Consider the following 22378-nt stretch of genomic DNA (forward strand, 5'->3'; position numbering starts at 1 on the left):
AGCTTTCCTCGGTGAAGAAACAAACGAAGGGCAAAGAAAAAGCCACCGGTCTTTCAACGGGTGGCCATCGGGGAATGCGAACGCGGTGCAGGCGCTAGCCGCAGGCTCCCCCAGGCCGGCCGTGACAGCATGCGCGGGCAAGCAGCGAAGGCAGGAGCATCGAAGAAACGGGGGCGACCATGTGAACGATGCTAGCGCCGGGCCCGTGATCGGTCAAACGCAAGGCGCGGCAATTGCCGCGGCATTAACCGCGGCATTTATCGCGGCATTTATCGCGGGCCGAACTAACATTGCCGCCGCACGCCTTCTTTCTTTCCTGCTTTCCCTTGCCCAAGCGATCCGTTCCATGTCCGCCACGTCACTGCTGCTTCAACTGATCGTCATCCTCACGACCGCGCGCGTCTGCGGCTGGGTCCTGCGCCATGTGGGGCAGCCCTCGGTGGTGGGTGAAATGGCGGCGGGCCTGATGCTGGGCCCGGTGGTCATGGGCGCGCTGTTTCCGTCGCTGCACGCGCAGCTGTTTTCCAAGGAGTCGCTGCAGGGCCTGTCTTCGCTGTCGACGCTGGGGCTGGTGCTGTTCATGTTCGTGGTCGGGCTGGAGCTGCGCGCCACCAAGAGCATGCGCGAGCAGTTGCGCTCCGCCGGCTACGTGGGCGTGCTGAGCGTGGTCGTGCCGCTGGCGCTGGGCATCGCGATTTCTCCCACGCTGTACCCGGTGCTGGCGCCCAAGGGCGTGAGCTTCTGGCCATTCGCGCTGTTCATGGCGGCCGCGCTGTCGATCACGGCGTTTCCGGTGATGGCGCGCATCCTGAAGGACCGCGGCATGACGCGCACGCCCTTCGGCCAGCTGTCGCTGGGCGCGGCGGCGGTGGTCGACGTGTTCGCGTGGATTTTGCTGGCCTTCGTGGTCGCGCTGGTCGGTGCCGGCGAGGGCTACACCGGCCTGCTCAAGACCACGGTCGGCATGGCGGTGGTGCTGTGCGCGCTGTTCTTCGGACTGAAGCCGGCCTTTGCCTGGCTGCTGCGCGTGAAGGCGCCCGATGGCGAGCCATCGACCACGGTGATGGCCGCGCTGATGATCGGGCTGCTGGCCTGCGCGCTGGTCACCGAGTGGCTGCACCTGCACGCGGTGTTCGGTGCGTTCCTGTTCGGTGCCTGCCTGCCGCGCGACGACCGGCTGCTGAAGTCGCTGACCGAGCGCATCGAGCCCATTTCCATCGTCGTGCTGATGCCGCTGTTCTTTGCGCTGGCGGGGCTGGGCACCACGTCGAACGCCTTCGTGGGTGCGAGCATGGGTGCGATGCTGCTGATCGTGGGCGTTGCCACGGTCGGCAAGATCGTCGGCGGCGCGGTCGGCGCCCGCATGGCCGGCTACGGCTGGCGCGACAGCCTGGCCACGGGCTCGCTGATGAATGCGCGCGGCCTGATGGAGCTGATCGTCATGAAGATCGGACTGGACGCCGGCCTGATCGGCCCGGAGCTCTTCACGATGCTGCTGGTGATGGCGCTGGCGACCACCGCAATGACGGGGCCGTTGATCAACCTGTTCATCGGCCGCAAGGCGCCGGTTGCCGATGCCGGCGACAGTGAGTCGCGCGCCCACGCCAAGCCCTGACGGGCCAGCCCCTTTTTTCGCGACCTCCTGCCTTGCGGCCTTCAGCCGCCGCGCCGCACCGTGAACCCGATGCGCGTCTGGCCGTCCTGGCTGGCCGCGAACACGCGCCCGCCATGCATGCGCGCAATGGCCTCGACGATCGACAGGCCCAGCCCGTGGTGCCGCGTCGAGCCGTCCCGGGCCTGCGCGGCGCGGTAGAAGCGCTCGAACAGGCGCGGCAGCGCGGCGGGGGCGATCGGTTCGCCGTGGTTGATGACGGCGATGGAAACCTCGTCGCCTTCCCGCGCGATCTCGATGCGGACCACCGAGGCCGGCGCGGCAAAGCGGATCGCGTTGCCCAGCAGGTTGAACAGGGCACGCCGTATCAGCGCGGCATCGACGTCGGCCATGGCGTCGCCCGATACTTCGGCGCGCAGGCCGGCTTCTTCGAGCGTGGCATCGTAGAAGTCGATCACGTCGCCGGCCTGCACCGCCAGGCTGGCCGCCGCCCGCGTGCGCATCGGCGCGCCGCGCTCGGCCTGCGAAAGAAACAGCATGTCGGTGACGATGCCCGAGAGCCGGCCGACTTCTTCGAGGTTCGACGCCAGCACCGTCTGCAATTCTTCGTTGCTGCGTGGCCGCGTGAGCGCGAGTTCGGTGGAGCCGAGCAGGTTGGCCAGCGGCGTGCGCAACTCATGCGCCACGTCGGCATTGAACGATTCGAGCTGCACGTAGGCCCGCTGCACACGCAGCAGCAGCGCATTGAACTGCGTGATCCACGGGCGCAGTTCTTCGGCGAAGGCCATCGCGTCGATGGGCGGGTTGTCCTTGTCGGGCGCCATGGCCGCGGTGCGGTCGGCCAGTGCCTTCAGCGGGCGCAGGCCGCGCCGCACTAGCCACATGCCGGTGAGCGACACCAGCGCTGTGCCCAGCACCACCGCGCCCAGCAGCGTCCACGCCAGGCGTTCGAGCAGCCGGGCCTCTTGCGCCATGTTCACGCCGATCCGCACCTGCAGCTGCGTGGTGTTGCCGCCCTGGTGCCAGGGCACCTCGAGGTCGCGCCGCATCCATCGGCCGCCGGGCGCGGGCGTCGATTGAAAGAGTTCGCGGCCCGCGTGCGAGATCGACAGCGACACGTCGTCCTGCATCGAGAAGAAGTCGTTCAGCTTGTGCCGCAGGAACACCAGGTCGCCGCCTTTTTCGGCTTCTTCGAGCAGGTGCTGCACCAGCACCGCCTTGTGGTCGAGTTCGTCTTCCTGCTTCAGGTTGAAGTTCCAGGCCGTGACGAGGTAGATCGCAAGGCAGATCACGCTCAGCCCGAACAGGGTCTGGGCGGCAAACCAGAGCGAGAGCCGGCTTTGTATCGAGTGCGGCCGGGCGCTCATGCCCAGGATCGGTCTTCCAGCACGTAGCCCATGCCGCGCACGGTGTGCAGCAGCTTGACCTCGAACGGGTCGTCGAGCTTGCTGCGCAGGCGGCGGATGGCCACTTCGACCACGTTGGTGTCGCTGTCGAAGTTCATGTCCCACACCTGTTCGGCCAGCGTGGTGCGCGAGAGGATCTGGCCGCGCCGGCGCAGCAGCACCACCAGCAGCGTGAACTCCTTGGCCGTGAGCTCCAGGCGCACGCGGTTGCGAAAGCACTTGCGGCTGGCCAGGTCGAGCTCCAGGTCGGCCAGGCGCAGCACGGTCGACTCCTGCGGCTTGCCGCGCCGCAGCAGCGCCTGCACGCGGGCCAGCAGCTCGGAAAAGGAGAAGGGCTTGACGAGGTAGTCGTCGGCGCCTTGCTGCAGGCCCTGCACGCGGTCTTCGACCTTGTCGCGCGCGGTGAGCACCAGCACGGGCACGTTCTTCGTGCGCCGTATGGCCTGCAGGACGGCAAAGCCGTCGATGCCGGGCAGCATCACATCGAGCAGGACGAGTGCGTAGTCGCCTTCGGTCGCGAGGTACTTTCCCTCGATGCCGTCGCGGGCTATATCGACCACGTAACCGTTCTCTTCGAGCCCTTTTTTCAGGTAATCGCCCAGTTTGGGCTCGTCTTCGATGACAAGAATTCGCATCGTCGGATGGTACAGAACCGCTCTTGATACAGAGGTTACGATTTAGTAATCCTATTGACAGACAAGGCCCCGGACCCGTGTCATACATTGGCCCGGGCCTTCGAACCGGAGGGCCTTTTCAGGGGGCTGTTTCACAGGCGGCCGATATACTTTTTGCCTCATGCGCCGCTGGCTTCTGCTCTTTCTGCTGTTCCTGCTCCCGTTCCAGCTCAGCTGGGCGGCGTCGGCTGCGTACTGCCAGCATGAGCGCGACAGCCAGCCCTACCACTGGGGCCATCACGAAGACGAGCCTCGCGGCACCGACCGCACCCACATCGGCGACGGCGCCAAGAAAAACACCAGCACCCAGCCCGCCGGCGCGGTCGGCCATTGCGTGGTCAGCCACTTCGGCCATGCCCACCATGCCGACCTGAGCGCGGGCGAGTTGCCCGTGCTGACGCTGCAGGCCCAGGTGCTGCGCGCTCCCACCGCCGAGGCGTTCGTCTCGCACATCTCCGACGTTCCGGTCCGCCCCGACTGGTCTCTTGCCGCCTGATTCGGCGAGAGAACACAACCCCACTGATCGTTACCCTCATCAGCTGAGCTCTCGCCGAATTCGTCCGTCCGTTGTTTTGCAACCCAGGAGAATTCGATGCGCACGCTCTTCGTGCCGCTGGCCGTTTTGGCCATGGCGGTACCCCCGGCTTTTTCACAGTCACTGCAGCCAGAGGCCGCGACCGTGGCCGGCACCCAGTCTTACCCGTCGTCAGCCCGGCCGGCCGCCAGGACACTGGAGCCCGCGGGCCCGCTGACCCTGCACGGCGCCATCGCGATGGTGCTGCAGTTCAACCCCGGCCTGTCTTCCGCGCAGCGCGAGCAGGAAGCCACCGAAGGCGCCATCGTCCAGGCCGGTGCCTGGCCCAACCCCGTGCTGGGCGCCCAGCTGGAAGACCTGCGCCGCGACAACCGCACCACCACGCTGCAACTGAGCCAGCCCATCGAGCTGGGCGGCAAGCGGGCCGCCCGCGTGACGGCGGCCGAGCGCGCACGCGACCAGGCCGCATCGGCGCTGGTGGCGCGCCGCTCCGAGCTGCGTGCCGCCACCGTGAGCGCCTTCTTCGACGTGCTCACGGCGCAGGAGCGCCTGCGCCTGGCGCAGGATTCCGTGGGCCTGGCGCAAACGGCCACCCGCGCCGCCGCCAACCGCGTGGCCGCCGGCAAGGTGTCGCCGCTGGAAGAAACCAAGGCGCGCGTGGCCGAAGCCGGCACGCGCGTCGAGTTGCTGCAGGCCGAAGGCACGCTGCGCTCGTCGCGCCAGCTGCTGGCCGCGCTGTGGGGCAACCCGAGTCCGCGCTTCACGCGGGTGGACGGCGCCGTAGAGCAATTGCCGGCGGTCGCCACCTCGAAGGACGTGGAGGGCCGCTTCTTCGCGGCGCCCGTGCTGCGCCAGGCGCGGCTCGAAGTCGAGCGGCGCGAGGCGCTGTCGAGCCTGGAGCGGGCCAAGCGCGTGCCCGACGTTACCGTGTCGCTGGGCGTCAAGCGCGTGCCGGCGCCCGTTGAAACCGAAGGCGCCACGCCCAGCAGCAGCCGGCGCAACCAGGTGGTGGTGGGCGTGTCGATTCCGCTGCCGATCTTCGACACCAACCGCGGCAACCTTGCCGAGGCGCTGAGCCGCGAGGAAAAGGCGCGCGACGACCTTGCCGCCGCCGAGCTGCAACTGGGCGCCGACGTGGCGCAGGCCACCGAGCGCCTGCGCTCGGCGCGTGCCACCGCCGAGACCCTGCAACGCGACGCGCTGCCCGGCGCCGAGACCGCCTACAAGGCCGCCACCAAGGGCTTCGAGCTCGGCAAGTTCAGCTTTCTCGAAGCGCTGGACGCGCAACGCACGCTGTTTCAGGTGCGCGCGCAGTACCTGGTTGCGCTGGCCGATGCGTACCGCGCCTCGGGCGATCTCGACCGGCTGCTGGGCAACGAAGGCGACGACATCCCGAGCGCGACGCCACCCGCGCGCTGACCGACAAGGAATCAACAGATCATGAACAAGCAAGAACGCAATTCTCTTTCCGAGCGTGTCGGCAAGAAGCAGTGGATGGCCATCGTGGCGGTGCTGGTCGTGGGGCTCGGCGTCGGTGCGCTGATCCTGCGCACCGCGCCCTCCAAGCCGCAGGCGGCGGGGCATTCGGAAGAGGCCGGCCACGGCGACGGCGAGCACCATGAGGAAGGTGGCAAGCACGGCAAGGAAGAGGGCAAGGACCACGACCACAGCCACGGCGAGGCCAAGGGCCACGACGACAAGGAGCACCACGAAGAGACGCCTGCCGCGAAGGGTGAAGCACCCAAGGGCGAGAAAACCGAGGTGGCTGCCAAGGCGTCCGCCGGCCACAAGGAGGACGAAGAAACCATCCCCTTCACCGACGCGCAGATCAAGGCCGCCGACATGACCATCGAGAACGCCGGCCCTGCGCGCATCAAGTCGTCGCTGCAGTTGCCGGGCGAGATCAAATTCAACGAAGACCGCACGGCCCACGTGGTGCCGCGCGTGGCGGGCGTGGTCGACAGCGTGTCGGCCAACCTGGGGCAGGAGGTCAAGCGCGGCCAGGTGCTGGCCGTGCTGTCGAGCCCGGCGCTGTCGGAGCAGCGCAGCGCATTGCAGTCGGCGCAGCGCCGGCTGGAGCTGGCGCGCACCACCTACGAACGCGAGAAGAAGCTGTGGGAAGAAAAGATCTCCCCGCAGCAGGACTACCTGGCCGCTCAGCAGGTCATGCAGGAATCGCAGATCGCCGTGGCCAACGCCAACCAGAAGCTGCTGGCGCTCGGCGCCACGCCCGGTGCGTCGGCCCTGGGCCGCTACGAGCTGCGCGCACCCTTCGACGGCATGGTGGTCGAAAAGCACATCTCGCTCGGCGAATCGGTGGGCGAGGCCGTCAACGTGTTCACCATTTCCGACCTGTCGACCGTGTGGGCCGAGATCAGCGTGGCCGCCAACAACCTGAACCTGGTGCGCATCGGCGAGCCGGTGAGCATCCGTTCCAGTGCCTTCGACCAGACGGCCCGCGGCACCGTGTCGTACGTGGGCTCGCTGATCGGCGCGCAGACGCGCACCGCCACCGCGCGCGTCACGCTGACCAACCCGCAGCGCATCTGGCGGCCGGGCCTGTTCGTGAATGTCGAGCTGGTGGCCTCCGAAGCGGAAGCGCCCGTGACCGTGGCGGCCGAAGCCGTGCAGACGGTGGAAGAAAAGCCCACCGTGTTCCTGAAGGTGCCCGGCGGCTTCGTGCCGCAGCACGTGCAGGTCGGCCGCAGCGACGGCAAGCGCATCGAGATCGTGGGCGGCCTGAAGCCCGGCGCGGCCTACGCCGCCAGCGGCAGCTTCGTCGTGAAGTCGCAGCAGGGCAAGAGCTCCGCCACGCACACCCACTGAGGACGCCCGCATGTTCGAACGAATCATCCGCTTCTCCATAGAGCAGCGCTGGCTGATCCTGCTGGCCGTGCTGGGCATGGCCGCGCTCGGCGTCTTCAGCTACCAGAAGCTGCCCATCGACGCGGTGCCCGACATCACCAACGTGCAGGTGCAGATCAACACCGCCGCGCCTGGCTACTCGCCGCTGGAGGCGGAGCAGCGCGTGACCTACCCCATCGAAACAGTCATGGCCGGGCTGCCCGGCCTGCAGCAGACCCGTTCGCTGTCGCGCTACGGCCTGTCGCAAGTGACGGTGATCTTCGCGGACGGCACCGACATCTACTTTGCGCGGCAACTGGTGAACGAGCGCATCCAGTCGGCGCGCGAGAAGATGCCGCGCGGCATTTCGCCGGTGATCGGGCCCATCTCGACCGGCCTGGGCGAGATCTATCTCTGGACCGTCGAGGCCGAGGAGGGCGCGAAGAAGGCCGACGGCAAGCCCTACACCTCGACCGACCTGCGCGAGATACAAGACTGGATCATCAAGCCGCAGCTGCGCAACGTGACGGGCGTGACCGAGATCAACTCCATCGGCGGCTACGCCAAGGAATTCCAGATCGCGCCCGACCCCGCCAAGCTGCTGGCCCACGGCCTCACCATGACCGACTTGGTCACCGCGCTGGAGCGCAACAACGCCAACGTGGGCGCGGGCTACATCGAAAAGCGCGGCGAGCAATACCTGATTCGCGCGCCGGGGCAGGTCAAGTCGGCGGAAGACATCGGCAACGTCATCCTGGGCAATGCCAACGGCGTGCCGCTGCGCGTGCAGGACGTGGCCGAGGTCGGCATCGGCAAGGAGCTGCGCACCGGCGCCGCCACCGACAACGGCCGCGAGGTGGTGCTGGGCACGGTGTTCATGCTGATCGGCGAGAACAGCCGCACCGTGTCGCAGGCCGTCGACAAGAAGATGCAGGAGATCAACCGCACGCTGCCCGCCGGCGTGAAGGCCGTGACGGTGTACGACCGCACGGTGCTGGTCGACAAGGCCATCGCCACCGTCAAGAAGAACCTGTTCGAGGGCGCGGTGCTGGTCATTGCCATCCTGTTCCTGTTCCTGGGCAACATCCGCGCGGCGCTGATCACCGCGCTGGTGATTCCGCTGTCGATGCTCTTCACCTTCACCGGCATGGTGAACCAGAAGATCAGCGCCAACCTCATGAGCCTGGGCGCGCTCGACTTCGGCATCATCATCGACGGCGCGGTGGTCATCGTCGAGAACTGCGTGCGAAGGCTGGCCCATGCGCAGGCCAAGTACGGCAGGCCGCTCACGCGCAGCGAGCGTTTTCATGAAGTGTTCGCGGCCTCGCAGGAGGCGCGGCGCCCGCTGCTGTTCGGCCAGCTGATCATCATGATCGTGTACCTGCCGATCTTTGCGCTCACCGGTGTCGAAGGCAAGCTGTTCCATCCGATGGCCTTCACCGTGGTGATTGCGCTGCTGGGCGCGATGATCCTGTCGATCACCTTCATTCCCGCGGCCGTGGCGCTGTTCATCGGCAACAAGGTCGACGAGAAGGAAAACCGCCTCATGCAGTGGGCCAAGCGTGGCTACGAGCCGCTGCTGGCGCGCGTGATGAATGCCAAGCCTTTTGTCATCACCACGGCCGTGGTGGCGGTGCTGCTGTCGGGCCTGCTGGCCACGCGCCTGGGCACGGAGTTCGTGCCCAGCCTGAGCGAAGGCGACTTCGCCATTCAGGCACTGCGCATTCCGGGCACCAGCCTTACGCAATCGGTCGAGATGCAGAAGCAGCTCGAGCGCACGCTGAAAGACAAATTCCCCGAGATCGAGCGCGTGTTCGCGCGCACCGGCACGGCAGAGATTGCATCGGACCCGATGCCGCCGAACATTTCCGACGGCTACATCATGCTCAAGCCCGAGAGCGAATGGCCCAAGCCGAAGCGCACGCGCGCGGAAATTCTTGCGGCGGTGCAGGAAGAAGTCGAGAAGCTGCCGGGCAACAACTACGAGTTCTCGCAGCCCATCCAGTTGCGTTTCAACGAGCTGATCTCGGGTGTGCGCAGCGACGTGGCCGTGAAGATCTTCGGCGACGACATGGACGTGCTCAACAAGACCGCGGCCGAGGTCTCGGAAGTGCTGGGCAAGATATCCGGCGCCGCCGAAGTGAAGGTCGAGCAGACCACCGGCCTGCCGATGCTCACGGTGAACATCGACCGCAGCAAGACCGCGCGCTACGGCCTCAACGTGGGCGACGTGCAGGAAGCGATTTCCATTGCGGTGGGTGGGCGGGAGTCGGGCACGCTGTTCGACGGCGACAGGCGCTTCGACATCATCGTGCGCCTGCCCGAGAACCTGCGCACCGACCTGGAGGCCATCAAGCGCCTGCCGGTGGCGCTGCCCAAGGGCGCGGGCTCCGAAGGGCTGCGCACCAGCTTCATTCCGCTGGGCGAAGTCGCCACGCTGGAGCTGGCGCCGGGCCCCAACCAGGTGAGCCGCGAGAACGGCAAGCGCCGCATCGTGGTCAGCGCCAACGTGCGGGGCCGCGACCTCGGTTCGTTCGTGGCCGAAGCCGAAGAAGCCATGCGCAAGGTGACCATTCCCACCGGCTACTGGACCGTGTGGGGCGGCCAGTACGAGAACCTGGCCTCGGCCACGCAGCGCCTGCAGGTGGTGGTGCCCGTGTCGCTGCTGCTGGTGTTCACGCTGCTGTTCGCGATGTTCGGCAACCTGAAAGACGGGCTGCTGGTGTTCACCGGCATTCCGTTCGCGCTCACCGGCGGCATCGTCGCGCTGTGGATGCGCGGCATTCCGTTGTCGATCTCCGCGGCGGTGGGCTTCATCGCGCTGTCGGGCGTGGCCGTGCTCAACGGGCTGGTGATGATCTCGTTCATACGCAACCTGCGCGAAGGCGGGCTGCCGCTCGACGCGGCCATTCGCGAGGGCGCGCTCACCCGTCTGCGGCCGGTGCTCATGACCGCGCTGGTCGCGTCGCTGGGCTTCGTGCCCATGGCCATTGCCACCGGCACCGGCGCCGAGGTGCAGCGGCCGCTGGCCACCGTGGTGATCGGCGGTATCCTCTCGTCGACCGCGCTGACGCTGCTGGTGCTTCCGCTGCTCTACCGCATTGCGCACCGGCGCGACGAGGACGAGGTGCAAGAGCCGGCAGGGCAGGAGCAAAGCCACGGCGCGCCACTCGATCCCGCACTGCGAGGTTCCCATGGCCCATGAGCATTCACACGCTGTCGCCACAGGTGGCAATGAAAAGGCGCTGCGCTGGGCGCTGCTGCTGACCTCGACCTACCTCGTGGCCGAGGTGATCGGCGGGCTGGTCTCGGGCAGCCTGGCGCTGCTGTCCGACGCGGCCCACATGTTCACTGACACCGTGGCGCTGGCAATTTCGCTGGCCGCCATCTGGATCGGCAAACGGCCGGCCGACAAGCGGCGCACCTTCGGCTACTACCGCTTCGAGATATTGGCCGCCGTGCTCAACGCGGTGCTGCTGTTCTTCGTGGCCATCTACGTGCTGTACGAGGCGTACCGGCGCATCTCGGCGCCGGCCGAGATCCAGTCGACCATGATGCTGCTGGTGGCCACCGGCGGCCTCGTCGTCAACCTCATCGGCATGCGCCTGCTGGCCGCCGGCAAGGACAAGAGCCTCAACGTGAAGGGCGCGTACCTGGAGGTGTGGGCCGACATGCTGGGTTCGGTCGGCGTGATCGTCGGCGCGCTGGTGATCCGCTTCACCGGCTGGGCCTGGGTCGATTCGGTGATTGCCGTGGCCATCGGGCTGTGGGTGCTGCCGCGCACATGGCGGCTGCTGCGCGAAAGCCTGAATGTGCTGCTGGAAGGGGTGCCCGACGACGTCGATCTGCCCGCGGTGGAAAGTGCGCTGCTGGCAAGTGAAGGCGTGGCCAGCCTGCACGACCTGCACGTGTGGGCACTGTCCAGCGGCAAGGTGAGCCTGAGCGTGCACGTGGTGTGCACGCCCGAGGTGAGCGACATGGCGCCGCTGATGCTGCAGTTGCGCGCGCTGCTGGCGGAGAAATTCGACATCCACCATTCGACGGTGCAGGTGGAGCGGGTGCCTTGCGAGCAGGCGGCGGAGAGCCATGGGTTCGGGCCGGCTGTGGGGGCGGTGTAGTTCGCAACTGGGAGCTGGGCCATTCACCGATCGTCAGGGGTTGCGGCGCGAAGCAGGCCCTTCTCGAAGGCAATACGGGAAGCCCGTTGTTGTCACTCGCATGCCGCCAGAGCCGCCGTTCGATGTTTGGGGCCAGCGCGATGGACCGTCATGGCTTGACGGCCTCTTCACGCTTTTTATCGATTGCCGCCTTGGCCTCGGAGTCCAGGTAGTCGACCCAAACTTTCAGGGCGTTCTGGTCTCCTCTCCCCATGCCATTGGACTTTAGAAAGAGCTGTCCTTTGTACTCGAATGCCTGACGAGTAACGACTGCCGGGTGCGCCGGATGGCCTGGCTTCGTTACCAAGAAAACTCTCGATTGCTTGTTGTCGATGAACTGAAGGACTTCTCCTCGGTCGATTTCCTCGAACCCCGTCTCGGCCCGGAACATCTTCACTACTTCCGCGTGTTCCCTCTCGTACTGCGCTCTTTTTTCATCCGATGGCTGCGCAGTCGCTGAAACGCTTGCGACCAGGCACAAGACCAGCGCAATTGCTCGATGCATACGACTCCCTCAATGTCAATGTTCAACGATGGCCATCTGCCGTCGGCTTGTCAGCCCGCGCACATGTGCTTGTCTTGAAGCGTGGGAACGCGTTACCTCAACGCTCATCGCCGGTGTTGGCACGATAGCTGAGCCGGCCCGCCGTCATCGGCCCGCCGTCGCTCCGGTCTTTGGGGTGGCTTCGGCCCTCCAACACAGGAACTTCGTCGAAGTCGAACGGGCTCAGACCGGCAATGCACGCCACGTTCACGCCGTATTGGCTCGGGACGGAGCGCCGGGAGTGAAAGGTATAGATGCCGCACACCGAGCAGAAGTAATGCTTCGCCTGGCCGGTATTGAACTGGTAGAGCGTCAGCTTGTCCGCGCCCTGCACGACATGTATGTCGTCCAGGTTGGCTGAAACGGCCACCGCCCCACGCATGCTGCAGTACGTGCAATTGCAGCGGCGTGCCGTTCGCAAGCCATCGGTCAACAAGACAGTGAATCGGACAGCCTTGCAATGGCAAGCTGCCTGAAGAACGTTGCGGTCGTCAAATTCTGAATTCGTCATCTCCACCTCCCTTTGCATGATGTGAATCCGGTGTGCCATCTTGCCGAAAACGGCTCGTGGCCGACTCTGGTCCAACAACTCTGAATTGGTTTCAGCAACGCACAACCGAGCTTCATTGCTTCAGTGGAGTCTATGGCTCATCCTTCGCCTGCCCAATATCAAGTGCTGTCTGATCAGCCATCTACCAGTTCTCGGGGATGGATCGAAGCGAACGAAAAACTCACACTCCGACACGTTTTGAAATTCGTTTGATCCAAAGGCTTCCTGCATGTCGGCGCTCGCCCCCACCCACGGCACTTGTTCTCAACTTTCGCGCGGGAAGCTCACCCGGCGTTCATGGCCTGATCGGCTGGGCAGCGTCTTGCTGGGCACGATGCTTGTCGGCCTGGCCTCATGCGGTGGTGGTGGCGGTGGAGGCGGTGGCTTCTTCCCCTCGGCATCGACGCCGCCGCCAGCCGCGCCTGTGCCGGAGGTTCCCGCGCCACCGGCAGGCCCAGGCGCCACCTACACAGTGAGCGGCAATGTCAGCGGCTTGCTGGGTTCCGGCCTGGTGTTGCAGAACAACGCCGGCGACGACCTGGCCATCGCGGCGAACGGCACTTTCAGTTTTTCCACCAAGCTGCCCGGTGGGGCAGCCTATGCGGTCACGGTCAAGTCCCAGTCGAGAATCCTGACCCGGGTCTGCACCGTCGGCAACGGCACGGGCACTGTCGCCGATGCCGCCGTCACCAACGTGGCGGTGACCTGTGCCGCGCCCGCGGCACGCTTTGCCTATGTGACGAATAAGAACTCCGACAACCTGTTTCCTTACACCATCGATGCCAGCACCGGCGCATTGGGCGCGGCCGGGCCGATGTTGACGACAGGCCGCGCCCCTGCCTCCATTGCCGTGGAGCCCACGGGCCGGTTTGCGTACGTAGTGAATCAAGTCGATGCAACCGTCTCGGTCTTTGCTGTCGATGTCGGCACCGGCGCACTGAGTTCGACGGGCTTGCTGCCGGAGGCAACGGGGGCTTCACCCGCCTTCATCACCGTCGACCCCACGGGCCGGTTTGCCTATGTTGCAAATTTCGGCGACGACACCGTGTCCGGCTATTCCATCGACGCCGGCACCGGCGCCGTGAGTCCGATGGGCTCGCCGCCGGTGCCGACAGGGCGCTTGCCCAACACCATCACCATGGACCCCCAGGGCCGGTTTGCCTATGTGGTGAACCAGGGCTCCAACAATGTGTCGGTGTACGCCATCGATGCCAGCACGGGCGCGTTGAGTCCAGTGCTCACGCCGGTGCTTGCGGGAATTACACCCATCGCCATCGCCGTGGACCCTACGGGCCGGTTTGCCTACGTGGCGAACTCAGGCTCCGGCAACGTGTCGGCCTACACCATCGACGCCAGCACCGGCGCGTTGAGTTCGCTGGTGGCCATGCCGACGGTGAGCGCGGGCACCGGCCCCAACTCCGTCGCCGTGGACCCGACGGGCCGGTTCGCCTATGTGACGAATGCATACAGCAACGCCGTGTCGGGCTATTCCATCGATGCCATCACCGGCGTCTTGAGTGCGATGACCCCGCCGACGGTGCCCACAAGAACCACTCCCTTGGCCGTCACCGTAGACCCCACGGGCCGCTTCGCCTACGCGACGAACAGCGTTTCCAAGGACATATCGGGCTACACCATCGATGCCGCCACCGGCGCGTTGAGCCCGCTGACCGTGCAGCCGACGGTGGCGACCGGGGGGATCAACCCGCAAGCGCTGGTGTTGTCGAGATAGCGCCGCTGGCTCAAGCGAAGAAGGAATATGCCGCCCACGCCAGGCAACTCACACAGAGGATGCCGAAGAGCCAGACCGCTTGGCTGAGGTCGCCGATGCCGTGGCGTGCGCCGTACTGCTTTCGCTTTTCTTGCTCGGCAAGCGGCACATGAGTGACGTCTTCGCCCCAGGCCTTTGCGGTCAGGGCGTAGGGAACATCCTTGGCCGATGTTGAAAGGCGCGCAGCGTCGCAGGCGAGGTAGCCAAAGACGACCGCTGCAGCGAGCAGCACCCAGGAAAGAGTCATGGTTCAAATGGTCCGTGAGGTTTTGAGGGGTGCACTGGGCGACGGCCTCCACAGGCCGCGCGCTGCTGCATTTCGTCGCAACGCATCCAGCGAATACCTCACCGAAAACGACCACTCACAAACCTGCCGGCAAGGTAGAGCATGGTAAGCGTGGGTATCGCGAGTGCGAGGTAGGCGGCGCCCCAAGTCAGGCGCTCGATGAGCCATCCGAGGCCCAGTGCATCCAGCGCTGAGGCTTGAAGCGCAATGGGAAGCTGAAGGAATACGAGTCGGCCTTTGGGGTCGCCACCGGCCGTCATGGCCAGCGCAACGCACACGGCGATGATGGTTCCGTAAAGGGCACAAAGCACCAGGCCGAGGCGATTCATTGATTGGGGCTGCGGGATCGCGCGTGTATCTTGAGCCGACTGTAGCCGGTCGCTGCCACCGAGCTTTGCGCCCGGCAGCCTGATATTCCGGCGGTTTTCGATTCCCTTGTCACAAACGCCTCCCGCTGGACGTCTTCCTTGGATGGACGCCCACGGGGGGCGTTTCTCTTTGACTCCCTCTACCAAGGAATCGACCATGAAGATCGTCATCATCGGAGGCTCGGGCCTCATCGGCTCTAAGCTCGCAACCCTGCTGCGCCATGCCGGCCACGAGGTCGTTGCCGCATCGCCTTCCACGGGCGTCAACACGCTCACGGGCGAGGGCCTGAAGGAGGCGCTGGCGGGCGCACAGGTGGTCGTGGACGTGGCGAACTCGCCGTCGTTCGAAGACGACGCGGCGCTGCATTTCTTCGACACGGCGGGGCGCAACCTGTTGGCGGCGGCTGCCCAGGCCGGCGTGGCGCACCTTGTCGCGCTGTCGGTGGTGGGCACCGAGCGCCTGCTGGCCAGCGGTTATTTCCGGGCCAAGCAGCGCCAGGAGGAACTGATCGAAGCTTCGCCGGTGCCCTGGACCATCGTGCAGGCCACGCAGTTCTTCGAGTTCGTGGCGGGTATTGCCGATGGGAGCGTACAAGACGGCGCAGTCCGTTTGTCGAACGCGCTGATCCAGCCGATGGCGGCGGACGACGTAGCTGCCGCGCTGGCCGTCGTGGTGGCCGAGCCGCCCGCGCGGAGCCGGATCGAAATCGCGGGGCCGCAGGCGCTGCCGCTCGATGCGCTGGTGCGCCGCCTGTTCGCTGCAACGGGCGACAGGCGGCCGGTCGTGACCGATGCGCAGGCGAGCTACTTCGGCGTGCAGCTGGGCGACCGTTCGCTGACGCCCGGCGCCGCCCCGCGCCTGGCGACGACGCGCTTCGAATACTGGCTCGCGCAGCGCGCGCGGGCCTGAGCCGCCGGCTACCGGCTCATTGATTCATCCATTCATTTCAAGGCCCGCAACGCGGGCCGCAAAGGCAAGCCATGACCTATTTTTTTCAGAAGACCTGCATTTCCCTGGGCCTCGCACTCGGTGTGTTCGCCGCGCAGCCCGCCCTGGCGGCGCCCGAAGCCGCGGTGACCATGCTGATGACGAAAGACCTGGCGGACATGCCCGGCAAGGAAGCGATCTCGTTCATCGTCGACTTTCCGCCGGGCTCGGTCGACCCGGTCCATCGCCACGACGCGCATGCCTTCGTGTACGTGCTCGAAGGCTCGATCGTGATGGGAGTGAAGGGCGGCAAGGAGTTCACGCTGACGCCGGGCCAGACCTTCTACGAAGGCCCGGCGGACATCCACACCGTGGGCCGCAACGCCAGTGCGACCCAACCCGCGAAGTTCCTGGTGACGATGGTCAAGGACAAGGGCGTGCCGCTGCTTACGCTGGTCAAGTAAGCAACGCCGGCGCATGGGCATGGCGCCGGCCCTGACAAGACCTCAGCGCGGCGGGCGAATCGCCGACTTGGGCCTGAAGGCCTTGCAGACCGTGTCGTCGGTTTCCAGGTACGGCCCGCCGATCAGGTCGATGCAGTAGGGCACGGCCGCGAAGATGCCCGGCACGAGCTGCGTGCCATCGGCATCCTTCAGCCCTTCGAGCGTTTCCGCAATCGACTTGGGCTGCCCTGGCAGGTTGATGATCAGGCTCTTGTCGCGGATCACCGCCACCTGGCGCGAAAGGATCGCGGTCGGCACGAAGCGCAGGCTGATCTGGCGCATCTGCTCGCCGAAGCCGGGCATTTCCTTGTGGGCGACGGCCAGCGTGGCTTCGGGGGTCACGTCGCGCAGGGCGGGGCCGGTGCCACCGGTGGTGAGCACCAGCGAGCAGCCGGCGTCGACCAGCCCGATCAGCGCGGCGCTGATGCCGGCGGCCTCGTCGGGGATCAAGCGGGGCTCGAATTCGATGGGGTTCTTCAGCGCGCGGCCGAGCCATTCCTTGAGCGCGGGCAGGCCCTTGTCTTCGTAGGTGCCGCTGGAGGCGCGGTCGCTGATGGAGACGATGCCGATGCGGACGGAGTCAGGTGCGCTCATGGTCAGAAAGGCAGGGGGCTCATGCGTCCTCTTCCCGGTCTTGTGCCGCAGCCGCGGCCGCATGGTCGTCGCCGCCGTGCACCGCCAGCTGCGCACGCACCAGCTGGAAGATCTCGCGGTAGGCCTTGCCCTGGCGCGGCGCTTCACCGGCCGGGCCGGTCTTCATGTCCTTGCGGGCCTGGCGCACCAGGGCGCGCAGTTGCTGGGAATCGGTGGCAGGGTGGGTTTCGATCCAGCCGCCGAGCGCATCGTCGTCGGCAATCAGGCGGTCGCGCCAGCGTTCGGCTTCGTGCAGCGCGGCGGCTTCGGCGGCGGGCACGGTGTTCTGCTCGGTCAGGGCGAGCTTGACGGCTTCCAGCACCTCGGGTTCGAGCTTGCGCATCAGCTTGCCGATGAACTGCATCTGGCGGCGCTTGCCCTCGAAATTGGTGATGCGCTTGGCCTCGGCGATGGCGTCGACCAGTTTTTCGTCGAGCTGGAGGGCGTCGAACAGGGCGGCGCGAAGGCCGAGCAGCTCGGTGCCGAGCTTTTGCAGCTCGTCGCTCTCGCGCTTGAGGTCGGTGCGGCTGGATTCGTCGGTGCCCTTGAGCTCACGCTTGAGCTCGAGGTCGAGTTCGCTGCCTTCGGCAACGAATTGGCCACGGACGAAATAGCCTTTTTTGGGTTTGCGGGACATGGAGTTGGATTCTGGGCCGCACCGTGCGGCGTTGCAATGTGCGCAACAGACAGTGGGAAAACGAGAAATAGGGGGCGCAAGTATCATAGCCACCACATGACGACATCCTCCTCGCGCGCCGATTCCGGCTTCGCCTACAGCCGCTCCTTCTTCGAAAACCTGGTCGACACGGCCTTGGCGCACGCCAAGAAGCTGGGCGCCACCGACGCCGGGGCCGAGGCCTCCGAGGGCTGCGGCCTGAGCGTCTCGGTCCGCAAGGGCGAACTCGAGAACGTCGAGCGCAACCGCGACAAATCGCTGGGCATCACGGTCTACGTGGGCCACCGCCGCGGCAACGCCAGCACTTCCGATTTCTCCGAGGCCGCCATCAAGCAGACGGTGGCCGCCGCCTACGACATCGCCCGCTTCACGGCCGAAGACCCCGTGAGCGGCCTGCCCGACGAGGCGGACATCTCCAAGAACCACCCCGAGCTCGACCTGTTCCACCCCTGGGACGTGACGAGCGAGCAGGCCGCCAAGCTGGCGCTGGAATGCGAAGAGGCTGCCCTGTCGACCGACAAGCGCATCACCAACAGCGAAGGCGCCGGCGTCTCGGCCCAGCAGAGCCATTTCTTCAGCGCCCACACGCACGGTTTTCGCGGTGGCTACGCCAGTTCGCGGCACTCGATTTCGGTCGCGCCCATCGCCGGCAAGGGCGACGGCATGCAGCGCGACGCCTGGTACAGCTCGATGCGCGCCGCCGAGGAGCTGGCCAGCCCGCAGGCCGTGGGCCGCTACGCCGCCGAACGGGCGCTGAGCCGCCTGAAGTCGCGAAAGATCAAGACCACCGAATGCCCGGTGCTGTTCGAGTCGCCGCTGGCCGTGGGCCTGCTGGGCGGGCTGGTGCAGGCCGTGAGCGGCGGAGCGCTCTACCGCAAGAGCACCTTCCTGCTCGATTCGCTGGGCAAGCCGGTGCTGCCCAAGCACATCGACATTGCCGAAGACCCGCACATCATCCGTGGCAAGGGCAGCTCGCCCTTCGACGACGAAGGCGTGGTCACCCGGGCCCGCAAGGTGGTCGATGCCGGCCGGCTCGAAGGCTACTTCCTGTCGACGTACTCGGCCCGCAAGCTGGGCATGAAGACCACCGGCAACGCCGGCGGCTCGCACAACCTGACGCTCAGCTCGCGCCTGACCAAGCACACCGACGACCTCGACGCCATGCTCGCCAAGCTCGGCACCGGCCTGTTCGTGATCGAGCTGATGGGGCAGGGCGTGAACTACGTGACCGGCGACTACTCGCGCGGCGCCAGCGGTTTCTGGGTCGAGAAGGGCCGAATCGCCTTCCCGGTGCAGGAGATCACCATCGCCGGCAACCTGAAAGACATGCTCATGGGCATTGAAGCCGTCGGCGCGGATGCCTACACTTTCGGCGCCAAGACCACGGGGTCGGTGCTGGTGAACCGCATGAAGGTGGCCGGCGCCTGATCCGGCGGCACCGCCCAATCCCTTCGCGGCGCTGACCCGAAAGACCCCCGGCTTCGTTTCAGGCAGGGAGACATTCAGGATGAGCAGACACCACGCCGCAAGAAAACCCGAGCTCGAACACGAGCTGCTGCGCGACCCAAGGCTGGGCTTCGAGCCGGCGGGCGGCGGCTCGGTGCGCTGCCTGCAGCACGGCGCGCCCTGGCCCTTCGACTGCTGGCATTACCACGACGAATACGAGCTGCAGTGCATCAACCGCAGCAGCGGCGATGTCTTCGTGGGCAACCACATCGGCCGCTTCGAGCCCGGCTACGTGGCCCTGGTGGGCGCACGGCTGCCGCACACCTGGATTTCGCACGACGTGCCGCCCGAGGGCATTGCCGACCGCAGCATGGTCATCCACTTTCGCGACGAGCCGCTGCGCAAGGGCGTGGGCCTGTTCTCCGAGCTGGAGGCCGTGGTGCCGCTGCTCGACCGGGCCCGGCTGGGCGTCGAGTTCTTCGGCATCGGCGACCTGGTGCGCGAGCGCTTCCGGCGCGTGCAGGCGCAAGACGGCATGGCGCGCCTGTCGGAGTTCATCGGCCTGTTGCACGAGCTGGCCAACTGGCCCGACTGGCGGCAGATTTCGAGCGCCGCCGAGCCGGCGGGCGAAGACCCGAGCGCCAACACGCGCATGCGCCGCGTGCTCGACTACCTCGACCAGCACCTGACCGAAGAGCTCTCGCTGCCGGCCGTTTGCGCCGTGGCCAACATGGCCGAAAGCAGCTTCTCGCGCTACTTCCACAAGCACATGGGCGCCACCTTTACCGACTTCGTCACGCGGCTGCGCATCGCCAAGGCCTGCGAGATGCTGCAGGTGTCCGACCGGCTGGTGAGCGACATCTGCTACGAGGTGGGCTTTTCGAACCTGGCCAATTTCAACCGGCGCTTTCTGCAGCTCAAGGGCATGACGCCTTCGGCCTACCGGCAGCAGGCACAGGACCGCTTCGGCCTGCGCAGCGGGCAACGCACGCCGCTGGCCACCACGGCCTGAATTTGCCCTGATACGGATCTGACCCCCGGCAAAACCCCGAGCCGGCTGGTCATGAAAATACCAGTGCGCCAGCCCGCTCGTACGCGGTGCCGGCGCCGCGCTGCCTACGCTTCATCCCTCCTGCTTCTGCCGCGATTTGCCGGCAATTCCCAGCAGGTTCAAAGGAGACGAAGCGATGCCGAAGAACCTAGACACACAGCACCGGACCACGGGCTGCGCGCTGTTGCTGCTGCCCTTGCTGGCGGCGATGGCCGCGATGACCACAGGGGCCGCCCAGGCCCAGACGCCACCCCAGGTCTGCAAGGAGGACGTGCGCGTCCTGTCCCAGCCCCGTGACGGGCTGACCCTGCTCGAGAAGTACAAGGACGAGTTCAAGACCCTGAGCGGCGTCTCGTTCAACATCGACAACCTCAACGAGAACGACCGCCGCACCAAGACGCGCGCCGACGCCTCGACCGTCGGCAAGTACCACGTGTACTACGTCGACGAGGCCAACGTGCCGCTGTTCGCTCAGTCGAAGTGGATCGTGCCGCTCGCCAAGTACTACCCGGCCGACTACGACTACGCCGACTTCGACCCCGGCCGCCAGAAGGTCGCGACCTTCGCGGGCCAGGCGTGGTTTGCGCCGCTCACCGGTGGCGGGGACCTGCTGGTCTACCGCAAGGATCTGTTGGAGAAGGCCGGCGTCAAGCCGCCGACCACGCTCGAGGAATTCATCGCCGCCGCGAAGAAGCTCAACGACCCGGCCAACGGCATCTACGGCGTGGCTCTGCGCGGCCAGCGCGGCTCGGGCGCCAATGTGTGGCGCTGGATGCCGTTCTTCCGCGGCAATGGCGGCCAATGGTTCGATGGCGACAAGCCCGTCTTCAACTCGCCCGCCGCGTTGAAGGCCACGCAGACCTACCTCGACCTGTTCAAGTATTCGGCGCCCGGCACCAAGACCGGCAGCTGGGACGAATCCACCGGCGCCTTCCTCGCCGGCAAGGTCGCGATGCTGATCGAGTCGACGCCGCTTGCCGGCAATGCGCTCGATCCGAAGACCTCGACCGTGATCGGCAAGGTCGCCTACCTGCCGCCGCCCGCCCCGCTGACCGGCGGTGGCTACGGCCACGGCCTGGCCATCGGCGCCAAGGCCAACAAGACCGAAGAAGCGAAGCAGTGCGCGGGCCTGTTCGTCGCCTGGGCCACCTCGAAGAAGCAGGAGCAGCGCCGCCTGGCCGAAGGCCAGTTCAGCGAACTCAACCGCACCAGCGTGCTGGGCAGCCCCGAGTTCGCCAAGCGCTACGGCGCCGACCTGGGCAAGGCGCTGGCCGATACCGGCAAGGTCACGGCCGTGAACTTCTGGCAGGACGCTCTGTGGCCCGACCTGGGCGACCGCTGGGGGATCATCCTGGAAGAGCTGATTACCGGTTCGCGCACCGACATCCAGGGCGGTCTCGATGAACTCGACGCCTACGCCAGGCAGCTGATCGCACGGCGCAAGAAGTGATGGCCGTGGGGGAGAGCAAAAGAGCAAGCGGCCGCAACAAGACGCGGCTGCCGCTGGTCTTCATCGGGCCGGGCCTGCTGGTGCTGGCGGTCCTGGCGCTGGTGCCGACGCTGTTCGCGATCGGCATCTCGCTGCAGGACCGCGAGCTGGGCCAGGCCGATTCGGGCTGGGTCTGGTTCGCGAACTACATCCAGCTGTTTTCGGACCGGCGCTTCATCAACTCGGTGGGCGTGTCGCTGACCTGGGAGGTGGTGACGGTCAGCGCGACGATGGTGCTGGCGGTGTTGCTGGGCGTGCTGCTGTTCCAGTGCACCACGGCGCGCTGGCGCAACCTGCTGTGCATGCTGTTCATCGTGCCGGTGCTGCTGCCGCGCGTGTCGGCGGCGTTCGTCTGGAAGTTCGCTTTCCATCCGTTGTTCGGCCTGCTGACGTGGCCGTACAAGGCGATCACGGGCGAGCCGCTCGACCTGCTGGCCAACCCGTTGACGGCGTTGCTGACGGTGGCGTTCGTTGACGTGTGGCAGTGGGGCCTGTTCTTCGCGGTGATCGTGCTGAAGCTGCTCGAAACCTTGCCGCCGCAACCGTTCGAAGCCGCGCGCATGGACCACGCAAAGACGTGGGAGGTGTACGCGTACGTGGCGCTGCCGATGCTGAAGGCCCCGCTGATCAGCCTGACGTTCGTGAAGATGGTGGAGTCGCTGCGGGCCTTCGACCTGATCTACGTGATGACGCGGGGCGGGCCGGGCATTTCTACCGAGACGCTGGACATGTACGCCTTTTCGCAGGGGTTCATAGAGTCGGGGCGCATCTCGTACGCATCGAGCATGGCGGTGCTGATGATGGTCGCGTCGACTGTCGCGTTCACCTACATCTGGAAGTGGACGCGATGAACTCCTGTCCTTGTTTTTGCTGTGGTGTTTCTTGCGCTGCTGTTCAGGGCGACG

General features: G+C 66.3%; 21 protein-coding genes. 13 read left to right on the forward strand and 8 right to left on the reverse strand.

The annotated features are described in order from the left end of the window. The first annotated feature begins 346 nt into the window (after positions 1–346). A complete protein-coding gene (locus DBV14_RS06230) occupies positions 347–1615 on the forward strand; it encodes a cation:proton antiporter (RefSeq protein ID WP_124458328.1) in 1269 nt (422 codons plus the stop codon). A gap of 41 nt (positions 1616–1656) precedes the next feature. Here DBV14_RS06230 and DBV14_RS06235 read toward each other — a convergent pair whose 3' ends face one another. Together DBV14_RS06235 and DBV14_RS06240 are read right to left on the reverse strand one after the other, a co-directional pair. Next, complete coding sequence (locus DBV14_RS06235) at positions 1657–2979, reverse strand: heavy metal sensor histidine kinase (RefSeq protein ID WP_124458329.1); 1323 nt, start codon at positions 2977–2979, stop codon at positions 1657–1659. Next, positions 2976–3653 (reverse strand): heavy metal response regulator transcription factor, encoded by a 678-nt coding sequence (locus DBV14_RS06240; RefSeq protein WP_124458330.1) that lies wholly within the window; start codon positions 3651–3653, stop codon positions 2976–2978. The genes DBV14_RS06235 and DBV14_RS06240 overlap by 4 nt, the downstream gene beginning before the upstream one ends. Before the next feature lie 160 nt (positions 3654–3813). Between DBV14_RS06240 and DBV14_RS06245 the strand changes: the two genes are divergently transcribed. The 5 genes from DBV14_RS06245 to DBV14_RS06265 all read left to right on the forward strand — a co-directional run bounded on the left by DBV14_RS06245 (position 3814) and on the right by DBV14_RS06265 (position 11189). After that, positions 3814–4188, forward strand: coding sequence for a hypothetical protein (locus DBV14_RS06245; RefSeq protein ID WP_124458331.1), 375 nt, complete (start codon positions 3814–3816; stop codon positions 4186–4188). Positions 4189–4284: 96 nt separating this feature from the next. Further along, positions 4285–5646 carry a TolC family protein gene (locus DBV14_RS06250; RefSeq protein ID WP_124458332.1) on the forward strand — a complete coding sequence of 454 codons (1362 nt, stop codon included), beginning with the start codon at positions 4285–4287 and terminating at the stop codon, positions 5644–5646. Positions 5647–5667: 21 nt separating this feature from the next. Further along, on the forward strand, positions 5668–7053 hold the full coding sequence (locus tag DBV14_RS06255; protein ID WP_124458333.1) for an efflux RND transporter periplasmic adaptor subunit: 1386 nt from the start codon (positions 5668–5670) through the stop codon (positions 7051–7053). Positions 7054–7063: 10 nt separating this feature from the next. Next, complete coding sequence (locus DBV14_RS06260) at positions 7064–10276, forward strand: CusA/CzcA family heavy metal efflux RND transporter (RefSeq protein ID WP_124458334.1); 3213 nt, start codon at positions 7064–7066, stop codon at positions 10274–10276. Then, positions 10266–11189 (forward strand): cation diffusion facilitator family transporter, encoded by a 924-nt coding sequence (locus tag DBV14_RS06265; protein ID WP_124458335.1) that lies wholly within the window; start codon positions 10266–10268, stop codon positions 11187–11189. Before DBV14_RS06260 ends, DBV14_RS06265 begins: the two co-directional genes overlap by 11 nt. 148 nt (positions 11190–11337) lie before the next feature. Here the strand turns inward: DBV14_RS06265 and DBV14_RS06270 are convergent, their stop codons facing one another. Then, positions 11338–11733, reverse strand: a complete 396-nt coding sequence (locus DBV14_RS06270) for a hypothetical protein (RefSeq protein WP_124458336.1) — start codon at positions 11731–11733, stop codon at positions 11338–11340. Positions 11734–11830: 97 nt separating this feature from the next. After that, positions 11831–12283, reverse strand: coding sequence for a GFA family protein (locus DBV14_RS06275; RefSeq protein ID WP_124458337.1), 453 nt, complete (start codon positions 12281–12283; stop codon positions 11831–11833). Between the two features lie 361 nt (positions 12284–12644). Here DBV14_RS06275 and DBV14_RS06280 point away from each other — a divergent pair, with 361 nt between their 5' ends. After that, the gene (locus DBV14_RS06280; protein WP_185545941.1) at positions 12645–14054 is read left to right on the forward strand and encodes a beta-propeller fold lactonase family protein; all 1410 of its coding nucleotides are present in this window, start codon (positions 12645–12647) and stop codon (positions 14052–14054) included. A gap of 10 nt (positions 14055–14064) precedes the next feature. Here the strand turns inward: DBV14_RS06280 and DBV14_RS06285 are convergent, their stop codons facing one another. Together DBV14_RS06285 and DBV14_RS33590 are read right to left on the reverse strand one after the other, a co-directional pair. Further along, positions 14065–14340 carry a hypothetical protein gene (locus DBV14_RS06285; RefSeq protein WP_124458339.1) on the reverse strand — a complete coding sequence of 92 codons (276 nt, stop codon included), beginning with the start codon at positions 14338–14340 and terminating at the stop codon, positions 14065–14067. A gap of 98 nt (positions 14341–14438) precedes the next feature. Then, the gene (locus DBV14_RS33590) at positions 14439–14921 is read right to left on the reverse strand and encodes a hypothetical protein (protein ID WP_221621877.1); all 483 of its coding nucleotides are present in this window, start codon (positions 14919–14921) and stop codon (positions 14439–14441) included. On the opposite strand from DBV14_RS33590, the gene DBV14_RS06295 reads away from it, so the two are divergent. After that, on the forward strand, positions 14905–15657 hold the full coding sequence (locus DBV14_RS06295; protein WP_124458340.1) for an SDR family oxidoreductase: 753 nt from the start codon (positions 14905–14907) through the stop codon (positions 15655–15657). The genes DBV14_RS33590 and DBV14_RS06295 overlap by 17 nt on opposite strands. Positions 15658–15728: 71 nt before the next feature. After that, a complete protein-coding gene (locus DBV14_RS06300) occupies positions 15729–16139 on the forward strand; it encodes a cupin domain-containing protein (protein WP_124458341.1) in 411 nt (136 codons plus the stop codon). A gap of 42 nt (positions 16140–16181) precedes the next feature. Here DBV14_RS06300 and mog read toward each other — a convergent pair whose 3' ends face one another. Together mog and yjgA are read right to left on the reverse strand one after the other, a co-directional pair. Next, on the reverse strand, positions 16182–16772 hold the full coding sequence (gene mog, locus DBV14_RS06305) for a molybdopterin adenylyltransferase (RefSeq protein WP_124458342.1): 591 nt from the start codon (positions 16770–16772) through the stop codon (positions 16182–16184). A gap of 19 nt (positions 16773–16791) precedes the next feature. Further along, positions 16792–17448: a ribosome biogenesis factor YjgA gene (yjgA, locus tag DBV14_RS06310; RefSeq protein WP_124458343.1), complete on the reverse strand. Its 657-nt coding sequence runs from the start codon at positions 17446–17448 to the stop codon at positions 16792–16794. A gap of 96 nt (positions 17449–17544) precedes the next feature. Between yjgA and pmbA the strand changes: the two genes are divergently transcribed. The 4 genes from pmbA (at position 17545) to DBV14_RS06330 (ending at position 22324) form a co-directional block, all read left to right on the forward strand. Beyond that, positions 17545–18915: a metalloprotease PmbA gene (gene pmbA, locus DBV14_RS06315; protein WP_124458344.1), complete on the forward strand. Its 1371-nt coding sequence runs from the start codon at positions 17545–17547 to the stop codon at positions 18913–18915. Between the two features lie 79 nt (positions 18916–18994). Next, positions 18995–19945: an AraC family transcriptional regulator gene (locus DBV14_RS06320; RefSeq protein WP_124458345.1), complete on the forward strand. Its 951-nt coding sequence runs from the start codon at positions 18995–18997 to the stop codon at positions 19943–19945. A 175-nt stretch (positions 19946–20120) separates the two neighbouring features. Then, positions 20121–21434, forward strand: coding sequence for a sugar ABC transporter substrate-binding protein (locus DBV14_RS06325; RefSeq protein ID WP_260396837.1), 1314 nt, complete (start codon positions 20121–20123; stop codon positions 21432–21434). Between the two features lie 5 nt (positions 21435–21439). Continuing rightward, positions 21440–22324 (forward strand): carbohydrate ABC transporter permease, encoded by an 885-nt coding sequence (locus tag DBV14_RS06330; protein WP_260396838.1) that lies wholly within the window; start codon positions 21440–21442, stop codon positions 22322–22324. Positions 22325–22378 lie beyond the last annotated feature (54 nt).

The organism is Variovorax sp. KBW07 (genome assembly GCF_003852515.1).
GTDB lineage: Bacteria > Pseudomonadota > Gammaproteobacteria > Burkholderiales > Burkholderiaceae_C > Variovorax.